Origin of the sequence: Edaphosphingomonas haloaromaticamans, assembly GCF_001853345.1 — a bacterium.
Taxonomy (GTDB): domain Bacteria; phylum Pseudomonadota; class Alphaproteobacteria; order Sphingomonadales; family Sphingomonadaceae; genus Sphingomonas_E; species Sphingomonas_E fennica.
The window spans coordinates 2,312,723-2,332,256 of sequence record NZ_MIPT01000001.1; the positions used below are offsets into that span (position 1 = coordinate 2,312,723).

General features: G+C 64.0%; 24 protein-coding genes. 10 read left to right on the forward strand and 14 right to left on the reverse strand.

Features of this window, described 5'->3' with window-relative positions:
- The first annotated feature begins 5 nt into the window (after positions 1 to 5).
- The 5 genes from BHE75_RS10750 to BHE75_RS10770 are packed head-to-tail and all read left to right on the forward strand — an operon-like array spanning position 6 to position 3,673.
- Positions 6 to 311 (forward strand): hypothetical protein, encoded by a 306-nt coding sequence (locus tag BHE75_RS10750; protein ID WP_015456854.1) that lies wholly within the window; start codon positions 6 to 8, stop codon positions 309 to 311.
- A complete protein-coding gene (locus BHE75_RS10755) occupies positions 311 to 1,144 on the forward strand; it encodes an SDR family NAD(P)-dependent oxidoreductase (RefSeq protein ID WP_015456855.1) in 834 nt (277 codons plus the stop codon). The genes BHE75_RS10750 and BHE75_RS10755 overlap by 1 nt, the downstream gene beginning before the upstream one ends.
- A complete protein-coding gene (locus BHE75_RS10760) occupies positions 1,144 to 2,010 on the forward strand; it encodes a polysaccharide deacetylase family protein (protein WP_070933853.1) in 867 nt (288 codons plus the stop codon). The genes BHE75_RS10755 and BHE75_RS10760 overlap by 1 nt, the downstream gene beginning before the upstream one ends.
- Positions 2,007 to 2,771 carry an enoyl-CoA hydratase/isomerase family protein gene (locus BHE75_RS10765; RefSeq protein WP_070933854.1) on the forward strand — a complete coding sequence of 255 codons (765 nt, stop codon included), beginning with the start codon at positions 2,007 to 2,009 and terminating at the stop codon, positions 2,769 to 2,771. Before BHE75_RS10760 ends, BHE75_RS10765 begins: the two co-directional genes overlap by 4 nt.
- Positions 2,768 to 3,673: a hypothetical protein gene (locus BHE75_RS10770; RefSeq protein WP_070933855.1), complete on the forward strand. Its 906-nt coding sequence runs from the start codon at positions 2,768 to 2,770 to the stop codon at positions 3,671 to 3,673. Before BHE75_RS10765 ends, BHE75_RS10770 begins: the two co-directional genes overlap by 4 nt.
- 45 nt (positions 3,674 to 3,718) lie before the next feature.
- Here BHE75_RS10770 and BHE75_RS10775 read toward each other — a convergent pair whose 3' ends face one another.
- From BHE75_RS10775 to BHE75_RS10820, 10 genes are all read right to left on the reverse strand, one after another.
- Entirely contained in the window at positions 3,719 to 4,693 is a 975-nt protein-coding gene (locus BHE75_RS10775) for a quinone oxidoreductase family protein (protein WP_070933856.1), read from the reverse strand.
- 14 nt (positions 4,694 to 4,707) lie between these two features.
- On the reverse strand, positions 4,708 to 5,013 hold the full coding sequence (locus BHE75_RS10780) for a YciI family protein (protein WP_015456860.1): 306 nt from the start codon (positions 5,011 to 5,013) through the stop codon (positions 4,708 to 4,710).
- A 39-nt stretch (positions 5,014 to 5,052) separates the two neighbouring features.
- A complete protein-coding gene (locus BHE75_RS10785; RefSeq protein WP_070933857.1) occupies positions 5,053 to 5,358 on the reverse strand; it encodes a DUF1330 domain-containing protein in 306 nt (101 codons plus the stop codon).
- Positions 5,359 to 5,439: 81 nt separating this feature from the next.
- Complete coding sequence (locus tag BHE75_RS10790) at positions 5,440 to 7,827, reverse strand: TonB-dependent receptor (RefSeq protein WP_070933858.1); 2,388 nt, start codon at positions 7,825 to 7,827, stop codon at positions 5,440 to 5,442.
- Positions 7,828 to 8,083: 256 nt separating this feature from the next.
- On the reverse strand, positions 8,084 to 8,995 hold the full coding sequence (locus tag BHE75_RS10795) for a DUF1838 family protein (protein ID WP_191225182.1): 912 nt from the start codon (positions 8,993 to 8,995) through the stop codon (positions 8,084 to 8,086).
- A gap of 127 nt (positions 8,996 to 9,122) precedes the next feature.
- Positions 9,123 to 9,533, reverse strand: coding sequence for a c-type cytochrome (locus tag BHE75_RS10800; protein WP_070935764.1), 411 nt, complete (start codon positions 9,531 to 9,533; stop codon positions 9,123 to 9,125).
- 43 nt (positions 9,534 to 9,576) lie between these two features.
- The gene (locus BHE75_RS10805) at positions 9,577 to 10,239 is read right to left on the reverse strand and encodes a hypothetical protein (RefSeq protein ID WP_070933859.1); all 663 of its coding nucleotides are present in this window, start codon (positions 10,237 to 10,239) and stop codon (positions 9,577 to 9,579) included.
- On the reverse strand, positions 10,236 to 10,958 hold the full coding sequence (locus BHE75_RS10810) for a DUF3108 domain-containing protein (RefSeq protein WP_217494719.1): 723 nt from the start codon (positions 10,956 to 10,958) through the stop codon (positions 10,236 to 10,238). The genes BHE75_RS10805 and BHE75_RS10810 overlap by 4 nt, the downstream gene beginning before the upstream one ends.
- 8 nt (positions 10,959 to 10,966) lie before the next feature.
- Complete coding sequence (locus tag BHE75_RS10815) at positions 10,967 to 12,112, reverse strand: nitrilase-related carbon-nitrogen hydrolase (protein WP_070933861.1); 1,146 nt, start codon at positions 12,110 to 12,112, stop codon at positions 10,967 to 10,969.
- Positions 12,109 to 12,633, reverse strand: coding sequence for a hypothetical protein (locus BHE75_RS10820; RefSeq protein WP_070933862.1), 525 nt, complete (start codon positions 12,631 to 12,633; stop codon positions 12,109 to 12,111). The genes BHE75_RS10815 and BHE75_RS10820 overlap by 4 nt, the downstream gene beginning before the upstream one ends.
- Positions 12,634 to 12,736: 103 nt before the next feature.
- Between BHE75_RS10820 and BHE75_RS10825 the strand changes: the two genes are divergently transcribed.
- The 3 genes from BHE75_RS10825 to BHE75_RS10835 all read left to right on the forward strand — a co-directional run bounded on the left by BHE75_RS10825 (position 12,737) and on the right by BHE75_RS10835 (position 14,583).
- Positions 12,737 to 13,633 (forward strand): LysR family transcriptional regulator, encoded by an 897-nt coding sequence (locus tag BHE75_RS10825; RefSeq protein WP_070933863.1) that lies wholly within the window; start codon positions 12,737 to 12,739, stop codon positions 13,631 to 13,633.
- Between the two features lie 132 nt (positions 13,634 to 13,765).
- Positions 13,766 to 13,963, forward strand: a complete 198-nt coding sequence (locus BHE75_RS10830) for a hypothetical protein (RefSeq protein WP_070933864.1) — start codon at positions 13,766 to 13,768, stop codon at positions 13,961 to 13,963.
- Entirely contained in the window at positions 13,933 to 14,583 is a 651-nt protein-coding gene (locus BHE75_RS10835) for a serine hydrolase domain-containing protein (RefSeq protein WP_217494720.1), read from the forward strand. The genes BHE75_RS10830 and BHE75_RS10835 overlap by 31 nt, the downstream gene beginning before the upstream one ends.
- A gap of 22 nt (positions 14,584 to 14,605) precedes the next feature.
- Here BHE75_RS10835 and BHE75_RS10840 read toward each other — a convergent pair whose 3' ends face one another.
- Positions 14,606 to 15,307, reverse strand: coding sequence for an IS5 family transposase (locus tag BHE75_RS10840; RefSeq protein ID WP_070933865.1), 702 nt, complete (start codon positions 15,305 to 15,307; stop codon positions 14,606 to 14,608).
- A 153-nt stretch (positions 15,308 to 15,460) separates the two neighbouring features.
- Here BHE75_RS10840 and terL point away from each other — a divergent pair, with 153 nt between their 5' ends.
- Positions 15,461 to 16,255 (forward strand): phage terminase large subunit, encoded by a 795-nt coding sequence (gene terL, locus BHE75_RS10845; RefSeq protein WP_070933866.1) that lies wholly within the window; start codon positions 15,461 to 15,463, stop codon positions 16,253 to 16,255.
- A gap of 14 nt (positions 16,256 to 16,269) precedes the next feature.
- On the opposite strand, the gene BHE75_RS10850 is transcribed toward terL, so the two are convergent.
- Positions 16,270 to 17,370 (reverse strand): hypothetical protein, encoded by a 1,101-nt coding sequence (locus BHE75_RS10850; RefSeq protein ID WP_070933867.1) that lies wholly within the window; start codon positions 17,368 to 17,370, stop codon positions 16,270 to 16,272.
- Complete coding sequence (locus BHE75_RS10855; protein WP_070933868.1) at positions 17,367 to 18,221, reverse strand: hypothetical protein; 855 nt, start codon at positions 18,219 to 18,221, stop codon at positions 17,367 to 17,369. The genes BHE75_RS10850 and BHE75_RS10855 overlap by 4 nt, the downstream gene beginning before the upstream one ends.
- A 120-nt stretch (positions 18,222 to 18,341) precedes the next feature.
- On the opposite strand from BHE75_RS10855, the gene BHE75_RS23275 reads away from it, so the two are divergent.
- Positions 18,342 to 18,545: a helix-turn-helix domain-containing protein gene (locus tag BHE75_RS23275; RefSeq protein ID WP_084653128.1), complete on the forward strand. Its 204-nt coding sequence runs from the start codon at positions 18,342 to 18,344 to the stop codon at positions 18,543 to 18,545.
- A gap of 32 nt (positions 18,546 to 18,577) precedes the next feature.
- Here the strand turns inward: BHE75_RS23275 and BHE75_RS10860 are convergent, their stop codons facing one another.
- Entirely contained in the window at positions 18,578 to 19,528 is a 951-nt protein-coding gene (locus tag BHE75_RS10860) for an HNH endonuclease (RefSeq protein WP_070933869.1), read from the reverse strand.
- Between the last annotated feature and the right edge of the window lie 6 nt (positions 19,529 to 19,534).

Genomic DNA, 19,534 nt, shown 5'->3' on the forward strand with positions numbered 1-19,534 from the left:
CCCCCATGCGGATCATCGTGCTGTTCAACCTGAAGCCCGAAGCCGATCCGGCCGCCTATGAGAATTGGGCGCGGACGACCGACATTCCGGGCGTTCGCGCGCTCCCCTCCGTCAGCGATTTCCAGGTCCATCGCGCCACCGGCGTGCTGGGCAGCGATCAGCCTTCGCCCTACGCCTATTTCGAGGTGATCGACATCACCGACATGGCGGCCTTCGGCGCCGATGCTGCGAGCGAGGCGGTGCAGAAGGTGGCCGGCGAGTTCCGCCAGTTCGCCGACGATCCGCAGTTCATCCTGACGGAGACCTTGTGATGCGGCGGTTCGAAGGGAAGACGATCGTCGTCACCGGATCGGGCCGTGAGAAGGGGCTGGGGCAGGCGATCCTCCAGCGCTTTGCCGATGAAGGGGCGAATTGCGTCGTCTCCGATCTCGGCCGCCCGGCCGAGCATATGGGCGCGGGCGACATCGGCACCACTGACGAGATGGAGGCCGTGGCGGCCGAGCTGCGCGCGCGCGGCGCCCAGGTGGCGGTGATACCCTGCGACGTGCGATCGGAGGAAAGCTGCGAGGCGCTGGCGGCGGGCGCGATCCAGGCGTTCGGCTCGCTCGATATCTGGGTGAACAATGCCGGCATCGGCTACATCATGAAGCCCCTCCTCGAAACCTCCGCCAGCGAGTGGGAAGCAGTGATCGGCGTCAACCTGACCGGCGCCTTCCACGGCACCAAGGCGGCGGCGCGGGCGATGATCGCGGCGGGCAAGGGCGGCCGGGTCATCAACATCGCCAGCCAGGCGGCGAAATCGGGCTTTCCGCACATGGCGCCTTATACCGCCTCGAAGCACGGCATGGTCGGGCTAACGCGGTCCAATGCCATCGAGCTTGGCCAGCATGGCATCACCGTCAACGCCGTCTGCCCCAATCATGTCACCACCGGGCTGGGGGCGAGGCAGAACGAGTATTTCTCCAAGCTGCTCGGCTTCGATACGGTCGCGGCCTATCTCGAAAACATGAAGCGGAAGAACCCGATGGGACGCCCCGGCCTCGGCAGCGATACCGCCGCCGCCTGCGCCTGGCTGGCGTCCGACGACGCGATTTACGTGACCGGCGAGGCGCTCAACGTCTCGGGCGGGGAGGAGATGCATTGATGCGGGAAGAACGGATCGACTGGCCGAACGGCGCGAAAGTGGCGCTATCGGTGGTCGTCAATGTCGAGGAAGGGTCCGAAATGACCGTGGCGCGGGGCGACCGCGGCATGGAGCCGGTGGATGAGCTGGGCATCCACATCAAATCGCCGATCCGCAATTACGGCAACGAATCCAACTATCTCTACGGCATCAAGGCCGGCGCCCCGCGCGTGGTGAAGCTGCTGCGCGAACATGGCGTGAAGGCAAGCTGGACGGTCGCGGCGCTGAGCCTGGAAAACCACCCCGAAATCGCGCGCGCCATCGCCGATCTGGGGCATGAGCCGGTCAGCCACGGCTGGCGCTGGGTGCATCAGTTCAAGATGGATGAGGCCCAGGAACGCGAATTCATCCGCAAGGCCGTGCAGTCGATCGAAAAGACGGTCGGCGTCCGGCCCTATGGCTGGCTCAGCCGCTATTTCCATACGGACAATACCCGGCGCCTCCTGATCGAGGAGGGCTTCGAATATCATATGGACGATTATTCGGGCGATGTGCCCTTCTGGGATCGCGGCACCGTGCCCGGACGTCCCATCGCCATCGTGCCCTACCAGCTCGATTCCAACGACATGAAGATGTGGACCGATCCGGCGATGACGCCGACGCAGTGGCTGGAATATGCCAGGAACTGCTTCGACCAGCTCTATCGCGAAGGGGAGGCGGGCAATCCCAAGATGATGTCGCTGGGGCTGCACCTGCGCATCATCGGCCGGCCGGGCCGCATCTGGGCGCTGGAGGAATTCTTCCGCCATGTCGCCGCCCGGCAGGACGTGTGGATTGCCACCCGGCGCGAGATCGCGCAGCACCTCGCCACGGTGGAAAAGCCATGAGCCTGCGGCTGGAGAGGACGGGCGCGGTCGCCCGGCTGCTGATCGACCGGGCGGAAAAGCGCAACGCCTTCACCCAGGCGATGTGGGAGGCGCTGCCGGCGCTGCTGGACGAGGCGATGGCCGATCCCGCGATCCGGGCGGTGGTGCTGCAATCGGCCGCGCCGGGGGCCTTTTCCGCCGGTGCGGACATCGCCGAATTTTCGACCGGCGTGCTCGATCCGGAATGGCGCGATCGCAACCAGCAGGCGATCCGCCTCGCCCAGCACAAGCTGGCCCGCGCGGAAAAGCCGGTGATCGCCGCGATCGACGGCGATTGCGTCGGCGGCGGCTGCGGCCTTGCCATCGCCTGCGACATGCGGGTCGCGAGCAGCGGCGCGCGCTTCGGCATCACGCCTGCCAAGCTGGGCCTGGTCTATTCGCTGCACGATACCAAGCTGCTGGTCGATCTGGTGGGACCGGCGCAGGCCAAGCGCATCCTGTTCACCGCCCAGCTGCTGCCGGCCGGGGAGGCGCATCGCATCGGGCTGATCGAGTTCGTCGAGGATGATCCGGTGGCGGCCGCGATGGCCCTTGCCGAAACGATCGCCGCGGCATCCTCCCACAGCGTGCGCGAGACCAAGAAGATGGTGCGCCGCATCCTGGACGGGCAGGCGGACGACGATGGCGATACCCGGGCGCTGTTCGGCGCGGCATTCCATGGCGAGGATTTCCGCGAAGGCGTCGCCGCTTTCCTCGAAAAGCGCAAGGCGGCGTTCAAATGAGCGATTACCTGAAGCACGGCCGGATCGCGGGCGGCATCGTCTCCACCCCCGATCTCGATGCTGCGCTGGCCGACTATCAGGGCCGGCTGGGGCTGGAGCTTGCGGAGCAAGGCACCATCGCCGCCGATCTCGCGGCAAGCTGGGGCTGCCCCGGCAGCGCGGGCGCGCGGTTCGCCGCGCTTCGACCGCTGAGCGGGGCGCACTGCTTCATCCGTCTGGTCGAGGCGCCGCTGCCCGCCGATTTCGTGCCGACCCGCACCTATGGCTGGGCTGCCTTCGAGCTTACCGTCAAGGACGTGTTCGGCTGGCCGGATCGGCTGGCGGGCAGCGGCTTCGAGGTGGTCGGCCCGCCCAAGGCTCTGGAAGGGCTGCCTTATTTCATCCCCATGCAGGTGATCGGCCGGGGCCGGGAGATGATCTATCTGAACGAGGTGGCGGAAAATACGCCGACGTCCGACCTGCCCAAGGCCGGATCGCTCACCGATCATATCTTCATCACCATATTGGCGACGCCCGATCGCAAGGCGAGCCTCCACTGGTTCGAAGCGGCGCTGAAGCTGGATATATCGACCAGCTACACTCTGGCTTATTCCATGATAAACAAGGCGTTTGGGCTATCTTCCGATTATCGCACCACGATCACCATGGTGCAGAAGGGGCGGCTGCCGATCGTGGAGGTGGACGATTATCCCGCCGAGGCGACCGTGCGGCAGGGCGATCCCGGCAAGCTTCCGCCCGGAAACGCGCTCGTCACGCTGGCCGTGGACGATCTGGATGCGCTCGACGTGGCCTTCATCGCGCCGCCGGTGCATCGCGAGGGGCCGCTTTACGGTGGCCGCCGTGCCGCAACGGTGCGCGGGGTTGCGGGCGAGTTGATCGAGCTTCTGGAAATCGGGCGCTGAAGGATGGCCCGTCCCCGGCTACGGGCGGGGGACGGGCGGTTCGCTTCAGGGTTGCAGGATGGTCGATCCCGTGGTGCGCCGCGCTTCCAGATCGGCGTGCGCGCGGGCCACTTCCGCCAGCGGGTAGCGCTGGCCGATCGTCACCTTCACGCGGCCGCCGCGCAGCATATCCCATAGCCGGGCGACGCCGGCGGCGCGCTCGTCGGGCCGGGCATAATAATGGTAGAGCATCGGCCGCGAATTATAGAGCGAGCCCTTCATCGCCAGCACGCCTAGGTTGACGCCGCCCACCGGCGCATCGGCATTGCCATAATTGACGATGAGCCCGCGCAGCCCGCAACTGTCGAGCGACGCTTCCCACGTCGCCATGCCGACGCCGTCGAATACCACGCGCACGCCCGCGCCGCCGGTGAGTTCCCGAACGCGGGCGGCCGTGTCCTCGGTGCGGTAGAGGATGACATGATCGCAGCCGGCGGCCCGTGCCTCGGCGGCCTTGGCTTCGCTGCCGACGGTGCCGATCACGGTGGCGCCGATCGCCTTCAGCCACTGCACCAGTATCAGGCCGACGCCGCCGGCAGCGGCATGCACCAATACCGGCCAGCCGGCCTCCACCTTCGCGCAGCGTTCCGCCAGGAATTCGGCGGTGCAGCCCTTCAGCAGCACGGCCGCCGCCGTCTCGTCATCGATATCGTCGGGAATGGCGAACAGCGATGCGGCGGCGATGTTGCGTTCGGTGGCATAGGCGCCACGTTCCGGCCCGAAATAGGCCACGCAATCGCCGGGGGCGAAGTTGGCAACGCCATCGCCCACGGCTTCCACCACGCCCGCCGCCTCGACGCCGAGCGTCGCCGGCAGATCGACCGGATAGATGCCGCGCCGGTGATAGGTGTCGATGAAGTTCAGGCCCACGGCCGTATGGCGGACGCGGACTTCGCCTGGGCCCGGCGGAGGCAGGGGCTCATCATGCCAGACGATCGCTTCGGGGCCCCCCGTGGCGTCGATGCGTGCGATGCGTGCCATCTCGCTCCTCCCGCCTACCAGGTCTTGCCGCCGACCCATTCGCCGGCTGCCGCACCGAAGGCGTGGATCTCGATATCGGACCAGATATCCGCCCGATAATAGGGATCCTGCTCCAGCAGGGCGCGGGCTTCGGCTTCGCTTTCCGCCTTTACGATCAGCAGCGATCCGGTGAAGTTGCCCGCCGCATCGCGCAATGGTCCGGCCACGGCCAGCCTGTCCAGCCCGGCCTCGACATGGGCGAGATGCTCCTTCAGCTTCTCCATCCGCGTGGGCGTGGCGCCGGGCCGATCATGGGTGATGATGGCATAGAATTTCGACATTGTCCGATCCTCGTCTGTCGGGGAGTAGGGAAGGGTGGTTCAGCCGCCGATTGCGGGCGCCTCGATCAGCAGCACCTGGCAGTGGGCTACCCCCTGGCGCAGCGCGCGCGCATCGCCATATTCGGGGGAGTTCCAGAAATTGAGTGCGGCTTCCCGGCTGGGCCATTCCGAGATCACGACCGATCCGCCGTCGCCGAAGTCGCCTTCGAGCAGCACCGCGCCCGGTGTCCGCACCAGATATTTCCCGCCGAATTTCTCGACGAGCGACGCGGCCCTGGCGGCATAGCCGGCCAGGAAAGCCTCGCGATCGGCAATGGTGGCGGTGACGATCAGATAAGCGGGCACTGTGAACTCCGATGATCGAGGAACGTAAAAGGCGGCAGGCGGACGGCCGCAAGGCCGCCCGCCGCCGCGATCGGGCAAGGATCAGAAGGATTTGCTGATCGTGAGGCCATATTCCGCCTTGCGCGCGGGCGTTATGCCGAACGCGCGGGCATAATCGCCGGTTGGCGTGCGCGGTGCCGGGAAATCCAGATAGCGCAGGATGCCGGCAGGCGAATCGTCGCCCAGCATGTTCTTGCCGTATAGCGTGATCCTGAGGCCTTCATCGTCGTGCACGCCCACCTGCAGGTTCAGCTTGGTGGAATTGCCGCTTTCCGCAAGGTTCAGGACCTGATCGAAATAGCTGCTGCGGTAGATCACATCGAGGCCGGAGAAGAAGGTCCAGCCATCGGTCACGTCATGCTGGAAACGCAGGCCCACCGAGCCGGTATGTTTGGAAACCAGCGGCGGGCGATTGCCGGCGATGGATGCGGCGTTCCGGCATCCCGGGAGGTCCAGGTTCACGGCACTGCCCGTCTTGCAGGCCGATCCCATCAGTTCCAGCGCCCGTTCGGCCTCGATCCCCTTGCGGATTTCGCTGTCGAGGAAGGTGTAGTTGAACTGCAGCTTCAGCGTGCGGCCGATGATGGGCAGGCCGCCTTCCACCTCGATACCGCGAATACGGGTGCGGCCGATGTTGACGCTGTAGGAATCGACGATGTTGTTCGCCACATAGGTGTTGGTGAGCACCTGGTTCTTATAATCCTGCCAGAAGGCGGAGACGTTCAGATAATCGAACCCGAATTTCGACGTTTTCAGGCCGATTTCGTAATTGATCAGCTTTTCCTCGTCATAGGTCGATTCCGGCGCCCGCACCGGGTTGAACCCACCCGGCGAATTACCCTGCGAATATTGGGCGTAGAAGGAAAGATCGTCCGCCGCCTTCCAGTTGACCGTGAAGCGCGGCAGCGTTGCCTTGAACGTCGCCTTCCGCACGCCGGGCGTGCCGACGATCTGGTCCGGATCGGGCAGCGTCACCGTGGCGAGATATTCGGGGCTGAACACATCGCCCACGCGGTAGCTGGGCGTCGTATTGCGCACCTTGTCGATCTGGTGGCGCAGCTCCGCGCCGATCGTGACGTTGTCCGTCACGTCGAAGTCGACGCCGCCGAAATAGGCACGGTTCTTCACGCGCTTGGTATCGTCCAGCAGCTCGGGGCCGACCTCGTTCAACTCCAGATAGTCCGCATTGGGCGTCGTCTTGTCGATGCTCCAGAACATGCCGATCCGCCAGCGCAGCCGATCCTTGCCGGGCGATGCGATGCGTGCCTCGTAGGTCTGGGTCTTGCGGTGCTGGCCGCTGGTGGCCTCGAAGCTGGATTTCGAACAGTCCTGATTCGGCAGGGCATAATAAGACGTGCCGCAGAGGGCGGCGGGCAGGAACAGGAAGGCGCGATCGTCATAGGTCTGGTCGACGCCCTGCACCTCGACGAGGTCGCTGTAGCCGGCCTGGAACGAGGCCTCATATCCCGATCCGGCAATATCCCAGGAGATATCGCCGATGAAGCGATCGGCATTGCGGTCCAGCCCCGAATGCAGCAGCCGATCGGTGTTAAGGCCGTAGCTTTTGGGCGCCTTCACCACGCCGCAATAATAAGGCCGGGTGGTGAGGTAGCAGTTGTTCGCGCTGGATGGCTGGAGGCCGATCGCGAAATGGCCGTCATCATCCTCCTGATGCAGCCAGCGCACCGAAGCGCTGATATCGGCCGTGGGGTCCAGGAACAGGGCGGCGGTGAACTGCTTGGTGTTCTGGTCCCCCAGCCGTTCGCCCGGAACGGCGCTGTTCTTGAACTGGCCGTCCACGTCGAAATATTTGGCGCCGACCTGGAAGCCCACGCCCTCGACGATCGGGCCGGACAATGAGGCGCTCAGCTCGCGCCGGTCATAATTGCCGATCGCGCCCGTGATCTTGCCCTTCAGCTCATCGCCGGGGCGCTGGAGCACGACGTTGATCGCGCCGCTCAGCGTGCCGCGCCCGAATACCGCCGATTGTGGTCCCTTGATCACTTCGACGCGATCGACATTGGCGAGATCGAGCGAGGAGAAATCGCCGAAATAGGGCGCTCCATCCAGGAAGATGCCGACCTTGCCATCGCTGAACAGGATGTTCGATGCGCCGCGCATCACCGGCCGGTCGCCATCGCGGCCGAAGGCTTCCTGGATCTGGAAGCCGGGCGTGAAATCGGCGAGGTCGACGATGTCCTGCGCCAGCTTGTCCTGGATGGACGCGCTGGAGAACGCCTTCACCGCGATGGGCACCTCCAGCAGCGTTTCCTCGCGCTTGCGGGCGGTGACGACGATGGTCTCCTCGCCCGCCGCGCCGGCTGTCGTAGCGGCGTCCGCGGTCTGTGCGGCCGCCGGCATGGCGACCAGCGCGGATGCGGTGCCGGAAAGCAGGAGTGCGATCCTGCGCGCGATATTGGTTTCCCTCATTATGAACTGCCCCTTCCCCAGGCCGACGGTCCTCCGTCAGGCGGGCGCAGCATTGCGAGCGGTTGCAAAGTTGTCCAGACAAATATTGATTATATGTCCGGACAAATTATCATGAAAATGTTGATTAATGAGGGGTGTGTTGCAGAAAAGATGCATCTTTTATGAAATGGAATGATGCCAATGAGCATGGTCGCCATGCAGGGTCATCCTGCATGGCGATGCGCTGCCCGGCCCGCAGGCCGAGGGGGAGGGCGGTCTATTCTGCCGGCCGCCGCTCCTGCTGCTGGCGCCGCTGGTCGATCCATTTGCGGAAGGCGGTCCAGGTCGTCTCATTGGGCCGGGCATCGTCGGTCGGCGGCGCCTGGGTGTAGGCGGGATAGCGGGCCGCGATCTCGTCCTTCAGCAAGGCCGGCAACTCGTCGAAGCTGTTGAGCTTGGTGCCGACCGCATTGAACACGAGCTGGCCTTGCCGGCCGCGCATCTTCATCCACGGCATCCAGTCGGATATCCGCACCCAGGAAATGGAGGGATGGGCGGTCGGATTGCGGGTGTCCAGGATCTCGGCCGCAGGCGCGATGAAGTCGAAAATCTCCATCGCGTGATATTTGCCGCCGACATAATCCTGATAATCGCCGGCCAGCACATTGTTGTAGAACAGCGGGACTTCCATCGGCATCGCCAGCCACGGGCCCATGCGCCTGAATCCGGGGCGGAACGGCTTGCCGTCCGCGCCATAGGGGAAGGCGGCGGGCACGTTCACCGGGTCGTTGGCGATGTGCATCACGTCCACCGTCTCGCCCGTCCACGGATTGGTCCAGTTGCGGACGATCTCCCCGGTCTTCGGATCGGTGAAGATCATCACTTCGCGGCTGACCTGGCGATATCCGGTGCCGCGCTTGGCATCGGTGACGGTGACGCATTGGCGGATGTTCATGCCCTCGCCGGCCAGCAGCAGCCGATCGGGCTCGCCCTCCACCCGCGAATATATCCTGCCGGACCAGTGATAGACGGCGGGCGTTCCGTCTTTTGGGCCGCATTGCGCGCGCTTCATGACCTCGACGGCGTCTTCCGGTTTGGCCGGATCCAGCACGCGCGCGTCGGCCGGCAGCGCCGCCATGATCGCCGTAAACGCCAGCCCCGCGCGGACGATCCGAAAGCTCTTCATCATCACCTGGCTCCCCATTGCTCCAGGTCAAGAGTAAGCACGATCAACAAAAACTGTAAATATGTCCGGACAACTTTGCTGCGCTGCCCCGCTGGACCGCGCCATGGCGGGCGGAAGGCGGCCTGCAAGGTCATTCGGCTCCATCCCCCAGCGCCTCGATCATCGCCTTGCGCCTGGCTGCATCGGGTTCGCCGGGATAGGCCATGCGGCTGCGCGGGATCAGCTTGTGCGGATTGGCGATGAAGGCGTCGAGCGTCTCCGGCGTCCAGACTATCCCGCTCTCCTTCATCGCATCCGAATAGGTGAAGCCGGGATGCGTTCCGGCCGTGCGGCCGATGATGGCGTGCAGGTTGGGACCGGCACGCCGGCCGCCGCCTTCGTTGAAGGTGTGGCAGGCTGCGCAGGGCGCCAGCACCCGTCGTGCGGAACTGTCCGCCTGCGAGGTGGTGGCGCCTTCGTTGCCGACGCCCTTGTTTCCGTCTCCGCAGGCGGAAAGCGGCAATGCTATAATCGCGACGATCAGCGGGACGGGGAAGCGCATCAGGGTCAATCCATTCTCATGCCGGGATATTGGCTGTCCGGCCTCATAGCGGCTTTGCCACGCTCAGCACCGCGATCCCCGCGATGAAAAGCCAGAGCAGCAGTAATATGGCCGTCGCGCGCACGTAGGTGCGCCTGATGACCGCGTTGGTCGCATCGGTCGGCCCGTCGCGGGCCATCACCGCCCAGGTCCGGAAATGGGCGATCAGCGCCAGCCTGATGCCCACGCCGCACATCATCACGCAGGCGAAGAGGGCGAGCTTCCAGCGCAGCCACAGGGGCATCGGCCAGCCGCCGCCGACAAGCCCGATCGCGATGGCCGCCAGCAGTGCCATCAGCGCGTAGCGCGAGGCCCGGTCGATCGCCGCGAGCGTCCTGCCGATCGGGGCGTGGCGCAGCCTGTGCACGGCTTCGACGAAGCCCAGCCAGACGATTCCGATCGTGCCGGCCCCGATGGCCACTGTCTCACCGCCCGGCACATAGCCGTAAAGCGCCGCCAGTGCCGTGCCCAGCGTCGCCTGCAACACCAGCGCATAGCGGACATGCTGGTCGACATGCATCACATGCTCCATCAGCCGCGCCCGTTCGGGAAACGGCATCCGGTCGCTGTAGGAGACGTAGCGATAGGTGCTGTTGATGACGAATTCGGAGCCGAGCCAATAGCCCAGCACGGCGATATGCGCCGCAAGCAGCCAGGCCAGGATCATGCCGGCTCTCCCGTCCGGTCGTAGGCGGTCAATTCGTAGGCCGTCTGCATATATCCACCCACCGCCGCCTTCAGCAGCACATAATCGCCATCGTCGGTGCACCACAGATCGTAGGGCGGATGTTCGAGCGGCAGGCCGGGGATGTCCACGAAGCGGAAATGCAGCGCATCGAATTTCCCCGCCGCCACCTTCAGCCGCTCGCGCCCGACGAATTCGATGGCAAGGTCGATCGGGAACAGCATCGGCCCGGTCGCGCCGCGATGGTCGGGGGAGGACAGCAGGATGGTCCTGAAGACCTGCACGCCGGGTCCCCGGGCAAGATCGTAGAGGTTCAGCAGGTAGCCGTCGTTCACCATCGCATGGTTGCCGAAGGCGAGGAGAGGGGTTGCCAGCTCCATCTTCTGCGACACCCGCCCTTCGATCGCGGTCCAGGCCTCGCACTCGGCCAGCGTGTCGGAAAAGCGGAACCAGCCCGATCCCCGGAACTCCCCGCCCACGGCGATCCGCACGAAGCTCTCGCGGGGAAGCCCGCCCGCGTCGACCCGCAGGTTCACGTCCCGCACGACGGCGGGTGCGTCGTCGATCTCGCCATGCGCGGCGATGGTGCGGCTGCCGTCGCGATGGACGTCGATGCGGAAATGCTCGCGCCCGCGCCCCGCGCCCAGTCGTTCCGGCTTGGCGCTGGTGTAAAGGATCGTGCCGGTGATGCTGCGCGTCACGCCCCGGTTCATTGCCAGCGGCCCTTGTCACGAAGGTAGCGCCCGGCATCCTTGAGATCGGTGGGCACATAGTCCGAGAAGAGGTTGGGCGGGAAGCGCGGCGAATAGCCGTTCAGCACGTCCATGTAGAGATCGGGATGGATGGTCGGCTGGCGGTGTCGCGCCCGGAAGGCGCCGATCGGGATGCGCGCCGTCACCAATGTTTCGTTGGGGGATCTGGCAATCGCCAGCGGCTCGCCATCCGGCCCGTAGACCGCCGATCCGCCGGCATTGGTATCCTCGAAGAAGGGCGATCCGGGCGAGATCGCGTTGTTGGCGACGGCGGTGTAGACGCCATTGTAGAGCGACGTCACCGCGATATCGGCCGGCACGAAGCCACCGGTCGCGGTGCGCAGGATCACCTCCGCCCCCTTGATCGCCATCGCCCGGAACAATTCGGGCTCGCGCTGCACGGAACTGGTGGAGATGTTGCCGATCGGCGTGCGCGTCACCGGCACGATCGCATCGCGGCCATACATCTCCACGAAGCGATCGAGCACGTCGTAGATCGTCGTCGTGAACAGCTCGATCTCGCCGCCGAAGGCGCCCTTGATGTTGCGGGCCTTCCAGTCGCGCGCCAATATCCTGCCGTCCGGGCCGATGATCGTGGTGATGGAGAGGGCGTGCCCCGGCCAGGCCGGATCGCGGGCATAGGAACCGAACACGATGTAGATGCCCTTTTCGCGGGCCTTTTTGGCGAGGGCTTCGGTTTCCTCGCCGGGAATCTCGATCGCGACCTTCAGCACGTCCTTGCGCGTCCAGCCCGCGCCGAAGCCGGTGATCGGAAATTCGTGGAAGAACATCAGGTCCGGTCCGGCGCCGAAAGCGAAGGCGGCGTCGATCAGGCCGATCATGTGGTTCAGATTGTCCCGCCGGCTGGCATCGACGCGGGCGAGGTCGACGGGGATAGACCGGGCCTGGGCCACCCCCAGCGTCCAGCTTTCCCGGGCGAGCGGCGCCACCGGGTAGCGGCCGTCGGGAGCGGGGGCGATATCGCCGGCCTTTTCCCGCGGCGTCGCGGCCGATGCCGCCTCGGAAACGCCGACGGCGGCGGTGAGGCCCAGGCCCCCCGCCGCCGCCAGCAAGTTCCGCCGCGATAGCGCCGCCGCCGTCATCGTGCGGCCCGCGGCTGGAAGCTGTAATAGCTGGGATCGTCATGGGCCCGCCAGTCGCGCGACACGCGGGCCTCGTTGATGATCGTCCGCTGGAACAGCCGCCCTTTGCGATACCAGTGCCAGGTGCGGTTCTTGGCATCGCCGTCCTCGGCGACGGTGATCATCTCATAATAACGGAAATCGGGCTCGTGGGCGCGGGTCCAGCCCACCATGATCGTGCGGTTGGTGGCGTCCAGGCTGACGGCGCCCGTCCATCCATCGATCAGCTCGTTGCGGATCCATACCCGATCGCCCTGGAAGGTGCCGTCGAAGTAGCGGATTTCCTGCGATCCGTCGGCCCAGGTGTAGATGTTGGTCTGGCTCAGCTTCGCAACGCCGTCCGCACCGTCCATCAGCCGGCACACGAGCCGCGATTTGTGGCGATCGATGACGTTGTGATCGGCGTCGAGGTGGACATATTCGCCCTCCCACACCCCTGCCTGGTCGGCGACGATCGGCTGCTTTTCTGCGATGATCTGCATGCGCGCCCTTCTCCCTCTGTGAGGCGATGATCGCGATCGGGCGGCCGCGCTTCCAACAACAAATTGTCTTTTTGACCAATGAAAGGTTGGGCTATTGAGCCCTATGGAATCGCGCCAGATCCGTCATTTTCTTGCCGCTTATGATGCCGGCACCTTCGCTGCGGCGGCCGATCGGCTGGGGCTGAGCCAGCAGGCGATCAGCAAGAGCATCCTGAGGCTCGAGGCGCAGTTGGGCGTCCGCCTGTTCGAACGGGACGGCCGGCGCGTGCGGCCGACATCCTATGCCGAGCTGTTCCTCCCCCATGCGCGGACGATCGCCGCCGAGGCGGATCGCTTCCGCGCCGATCTCGGCGATATGCTGGGGGGAAGGCAGGGGCGGCTGCGCCTGGGCGTCGGCCCCAGCGCGGCGGCCGATCTGGCCGCCACCGCGGTGACGCGGCTGACGCAGAAGAGGCCCCATATCCGGCTGAACGTGATGGCCGGCATCTACCAGACGATGCTGGAGGATCTGATCCTGGGCAAGCTGGATGTGGTGCTGGCGCTGCGCCAGATCGACCGGTCCGATGCGCTGGTGCACGAGGAATTATTGGGCGACGTGCGCTACATCGTCGTGGCGGGTGCCAGCCATGATCTGGCGGGCCGGGGAAAAGTGAGGCTGGCGGACCTGCCGGCGACGGGATGGCTGGTCGGGGCGGATATCGGCGCGGTCGAGCGGAACATTGAAGCGAGCTTCCGCGCAGCGGGCGTGCATCGCTTTCGATCCGAGATCGAAACCACCTCGGTTCAGTTCGCGCTCGCCATGCTGGATGGCGGCACGCATCTGGCGATCCTGCCCGAAATGATGGTCGCCCGAGAAATAGCGCGCGGGCGTTTCGCGCGGATCGATGTCGATGCCGACTGGACGCGCCCGTTGATCGTCGCCACGCGCAAGCGCGGCCCTGGAAACAATCTGGTAAGCGCGCTCGTCGATGAACTGCGCATTGCGATGCTTGCGGGGTGATCCGGATGCCACTGGAATGGTCTGAGGCATGAGCGAGAGCGCGGTGACGCGCTGGACATGCTTGGGCAGTGCTGCAAATAGGCGGCGGACCGGTGGATGTGGCGAGCTTGAACACTGCCGGTACCAGGGCCGATGTTCACGAACCTGTGGTTGCTCGATTGTTTGGCGAAGGCCGAGCTTGGCAGCATGCCGGATATGGTGAATGCCGATGGCGATCATCTTGTGTATCACCCTGTCGTATTCCCTCTGGCCAAGGGCGTGATCGGCAAGAGCGTGGCCCGCAGGCTGAACGCGGTAGAATGGCTGGAACCTGCGAGCGACAATTTCTGAAACTGGCTTGTGCTGGCGACGAAGAACAGGAAACCATAATCAAGGGCTGGCGCATGCAAGCGATTTCGATAACTGTTCAAAACAGGCGGTGGTTCAACTACCTCCTATTGTCCGCCGCGCTCTTGGCCACTGGCTGCACGCGCGAGCTTGTACCGGCGAAGGATCTTGGCGCGGACATCGATGAAGTCGCCGCAATTCTGATAGAGCAGCCATTGCTCCATTCGACCTCGATCGGAGTCGTATATCGGGGCAAGGAATTCATCCGTCATCGCGGCGACATGGAAGCCGGGAAGCCGGGCCCTCCCACCGATGCGACCCTTTACGAAATCGGTTCGCTGGGCAAGACCCTGGCGGGAACCCTAATGGCAAATGCCGTCCTGGAGCACAGGCTGGGTTTGGACGACGATGTCCGGATATATCTGCACGGGGACTATCCGAACCTGCAGTACAAGGGCGATCCCATCCGCATCCGTCACTTGCTGTCGCATACGAGCGGCCTGCCAAACATGTTGCCGGAACAGGCGAACACGGTGCTGGCGGACTTCACGGATCAGCGTACACCCCGCGAACTCAATGCCATTTACGCGCGCTATGGCAAGGCGGATTTCTTCAGAGTCTGATTCAAAACTATCGGGCCTGATTTCATGCTCTTGCGATGCGGCGAGTAAGGAGCTGGATCGAGGCGATGAACAGCCACGCGGTTGCCGATGCGACGGTCTGCTCGAAGTCCTTGGCGNGGCGCAGGGCCTGCTCGAGCTTGCGTCCGGCGTAGCCTCCGTCGGCGAACACGTGGCGCAGCCACGGAAACCGGCGGACGACGGCGCCGAGCACCAGCGGCGCCCCGTCGCGATCCTGGATGTCGGCGGCGTGGACCACGGCATGGACGAGGTTGCCCTCGGTGTCGGTCAGGATGTGCCGCTTGCGTCCCTTGATCTTCTTGCCGGCGTCGTAGCCGCGCGGGCCGCNGCTTTCGGTGGTCTTCACGCTCTGGCTGTCGATCACGCCGGCGCTGGGCGAGGCCTCACGGCCGCGCGCCTCGCGCGCCGCCAGCAGCAGGGCGNGGTNGATGCTCGGCCACAGACCGTTGTCGCGCCACAGGNAGANCCAGTGCCGCACGGTCGAGACCGGAGGAAAGCACGGCGGCAGCATCCGCCAGGGCAGGCCGCCGCGCAGCAGATACAGCATCGCCTCGACGATCCGCCGCATCGGCCACTNGCGNGGCCGCCCGACAGGCGAGGCCGGCGGAAGCAGCGGCNCCAGCAAGGCCCATTCGGCATCGGTCAAATCGCTTGGCAAAGCCAGCCCGCTTCGCGCATGGAGAGCGCGAGTGGTATCGGTCCACATCGTTGAATCCACGGCAGTTTTTGGCGAAACCCCTGAATCAACGACAGGCTCAGCCGTCAAGCTAACCTGCTGATACCACTCAACTTAATTTCCGATCGGGCTCTTAACAACCCGAAGAAGGGCAAGATCGCGATCATCGCTCAACGTCTCCACATGGAAGACTTACCCGGTCAGCTGATTGCTCACGGTGGCTGGCATGAACTGCGCTTACCGCTCATCGCCGACCGGGATCTTGAAATCTCAGTGTCGAAGAGCGCCTACATCGATTTCTACGCCGGGCAGATCCTCCATGAAGAACGGTTTGACGAGGAAGAAATCGTCCAGCTTCGGGCGCTCATGGGTGAGCGGGATTTCGAGGCTCAGTATAATCAGCGCCCGATGCCGCCGGGCGGCGCCTTGTTCAAACTGCAGTGGCTCTCACGTTATGATGAGCGGCCACCGGCGCGCAAAGTTCAGGGCATATTCCAGTCCTGGGATACCGCCTATGATATCAAGGACGGCAACGATTATAGTGTATGCACCACATGGGCGCTATCCGGGAAGGACTGCTATCTTCTGGACGTCTATCGGGAACGCCTGGAATTTTATGCTCTTGAGCAGGCTGTCCTTACCCAGCGGGAGAAGTGGAAAGCTGACCTCGTGATCGTCGAAAATGTAGGATCAGGGACCAGCCTCTGCCAGAACATCCGTCGGGCCGGGCATCGATGGATTGATGCGAAGAGACCTGAGGGTTCCAAGGAAGACAGGGCATCCCAGCAATCGCCGAAGTTCGAACGCGGAGAAATCTGGGTCCCCCGCGAAGCTTCCTGGCTCCAGACCTTCGAGGACGAACTTGCCAGCTTCCCGCATGGCAAGCACGATGACCAGGTGGACAGCGTCGTCCAGTTCCTGGCCGCTCTCGATACAGGCCGGTTACTCTATATGGCCGATCAGGCCCGGCGACGCTGACACCCTCTGGATCATTATCGGATATGGTCCAGCACCCTCGCCATCCATTGCTCCACTGCTGCGGCAATTGATGGCTGCGTCAAAAGGGCGACAGGAAAGGCCGGATAGCCTTTCGTGTTCATCGTCTTCAGGGGACCGACGATTTCGACGAGCTCGTCCAGCAGACCGATGCGGACCTTCTCGTCCTGCAGCCCTTCACGCGCGTGGATGAAGCGCAGGGTGAATGAGAGGTGGGCGTCTTTCCAGAGGTGGAACGGATAGAGGATCTTCCCGTCCTCGCCCACGAAGCTTGCATAGATCGAGCCCTGTGAGGGGTGGATGCCCACTGCGCCTCCAAGGCGTTCGATCATGGACATGTAGATGTTCGCGCCCGGAATCACGCCAGCGCCCATCGCGGCCAGATTCCTTTCCAGCCATTCCGGCGGGGAAACCGGTTCCAGCGCCGCTGATGGGCGTTTGGCCGCCGCCGCGCGTTCCGTTTCGCCGACTACCCTCGGGCTGAGAGTGATGGCGCCGTTGCCTCCCGCGAACCATCGCAGTTCAACGGCCCGGACATCGGCGCGCATCTGATCATTGAGGAACTCGACGATCCGGGCAAGCTCGCGAGGTATCTGATCGGCGACGAACACCAGTTTGATGTGGCCTGCCTTGAAATTGGCATCGACCTGCTGCCAGAACCGATCGGGATCCTCGTCACCCAGAAAGGCCCGCAACAATTCTTCCGGCTCCTGCTCCGCCTGCAGGGCGGTTTGCGCAAAGCTGTCGGCGATCCTGCCAGTTTGCCAGTAAGCCGTGGCGTTGGCGGCGTAGTCCAGCATCTGGCCTATAACCTCGCGCCGCAGCCGCGTGTCGATCGCGCGCTTGAGTTCGACGAGGACCGGCACCGCGTCACGGGTGACGAAGAGGTGGTCCAGCGACCATCGGCCATATCCCGTATCACTGTCCGTGATAGCCTGCTCACGGCGGATCAGCAGCAGTTCCCCATCGCCATCGCTGATCAGCTCAGGATATCGCGCGACCAGCATCTGCATATGATCTTCGTTTTCCGGTGCGGAGGGCCGCATGCGCTGGAGCTCGCCATCGGCACCGACCATGTAAAGCGAGCCGGGCATCATTCGGCATGCCTCCATTCCTCGCGATATTCGCCGACAACCCAGACGAAGCTCTGCAGATCGATATTGTCCAGGGGTTTCAACACTCTAGTGTTTTCGCGGGTCGTCTCTGTGAGGTCGAGCAGGCTCGAATAAACAGCAGGGTCGAGCGCTGGCTGATATTCATGGGCGAACGGATGCCCAACACGCTCTGCGAAATCACCGGTGACAACCGGTTTCAGGAACATGTGGTTTTCCGGGCGCCACAGGAACGGCAGATATGTCACCACCGTCCATTTGGCGCAGTCATGCCGGGCCAGCGCAGGAGTCATCATTGCCAGCGCCTGCGCGACGTCACCTGTCGCGAACCGTGCCGCCGCCTGCACAAATATATCGGCGTCGGGCCCACGCAGCAGCGGCTGCAGCCTGGTCTTCTCATAGGGAGACAGGAGGTTTGTCGCTCGGAAGGCGGCCAGCGCCGCCTCGCCATAGCCGGTTCCGGTCAACGCCTCGTCCAGCGGCGCCTGCTCGTCGAGCCTGCGCTTCGCCTCGAGCTTGTAATCGCGCTCACTCTTGTCGAAATGCGCGGACTGGAAGCCATCCGGGAAGAAGATCCGGAAGCGGGTCAGCGCCCCCTCAAACCCGAAATAGGCGTCGCTGCTCTTGCCGACGAGCGCTTTCAGCTCTCTCCATACCGCATCGGGATCTTCGCCATCGATACGCGCTTTCTGCTTGCCCGCCGTTATCAGCAGGCCAGCGAACGTCTTGCCGACGGCGACCAGCCGGAGGGTGTGCTTCCCGATTGTGTCGGTGCGAATGGTCCGGGGGACGCCGGCCGGGGATGCGACGCTCGCGCTATCATCATGTGCTGTCATATTTACCTCGTGTCGACGAACAGTGACAGCGACTGACGCTTGTTCACCCCAGCGAAGTCAAGCACGAATGTCACTCATCGTCTGTAGATTGATCGTCGACATGAACGGCACCGTTCCGCTGTGGATGTCACGCAGCGCCTTGCCCGCAATCTTCGTCGCCTGCGCCAGCAGAAAGGATGGTCGCAGGAAGAGTTTGCGTTTCGCGCGGATATTCACCGCACCTATGTCAGCGACCTGGAACGTGGTGCGCGCAATCCCACGATTACCGTCGTTGACAGGCTCGCGAGGGCACTGGACGTAAAGCCGGGTGAATTGCTGGATTGAAGTTCAGGACTGGCGTTTCTCGCGACGTCAACTCAGCCCTTGAAGATCTCTCGACGATGATATTCGAGAAATTTGGGATGTGGGAGCAGATCGGCACGGCCGGGTAACCGGAGCTTGCCGTCCGCATTGAGCAACCGCGTCGCCGTATCCGGTAGGCGATCCCGGGCGACCAACATGGCATAATCATCATCGATCGAGAGCAGACCACGATCGAACATCCAGTGCACCGTGCCAGACAGGGCGATACCGTTTCGAACGCTGTCGGGACCTCGATGTTCGATGGGCCGGATATGGGCCGCCTGAACCTCGGACCGCCCTCCACCGTTGATGATCTTAAGCCCTGTCATGGCACAGGTGTCATGATACGCATCCTTTACCGCCGCCGCGAAGGCCCGGTCGCGAAAAGGACGCGAGACCAATTGCTCGACTATGCGACGGTCTTGCTCCTCCGGAATGTCGAACCGGAACGGCGCCCGTTCTTCCGCCACCAGCGAGGTCGGCTTCCACGGCTCTTCTGGAGCGTCGGGAGCGGGACGCGGCCGTTCGTCGAGGCCGATCACATGGCCGAACCCCGAGCGCCATATAAGATCATATTCCCGGTCCGAGATGTTCCGAACCGCCCGGCCGAAAGCGCCCTTGTTGGTCGAGCCATCCGGTTTTGCCAGCATGGACTCGTAGGTGTGGCCGCCTTCCCGGAACGGCACAGGCCGAGTGAACGGCAGGAAATTGGAAACCTCGGCGTAATAGTGGTCCGAACGCACCGGATCGGGAATGATTCGGTCCACCCGCGCGGTGGCGAAGTAGGCCTGTCGGCCACCCGTGCTGGAAAGGTCGCCCGTCGAACGCCTCGGCTCGTAATAGACGATCCAATCGCCGACCGCCTTTTCGACCTGGTTCAGATAGGTCTTGGGGAAATGATAACGGTGCTCGGGAAGGTCGTCGTAAACCGGCGAAACCTTCGTCGTGAACACCGCCTTCGCCATCGGATA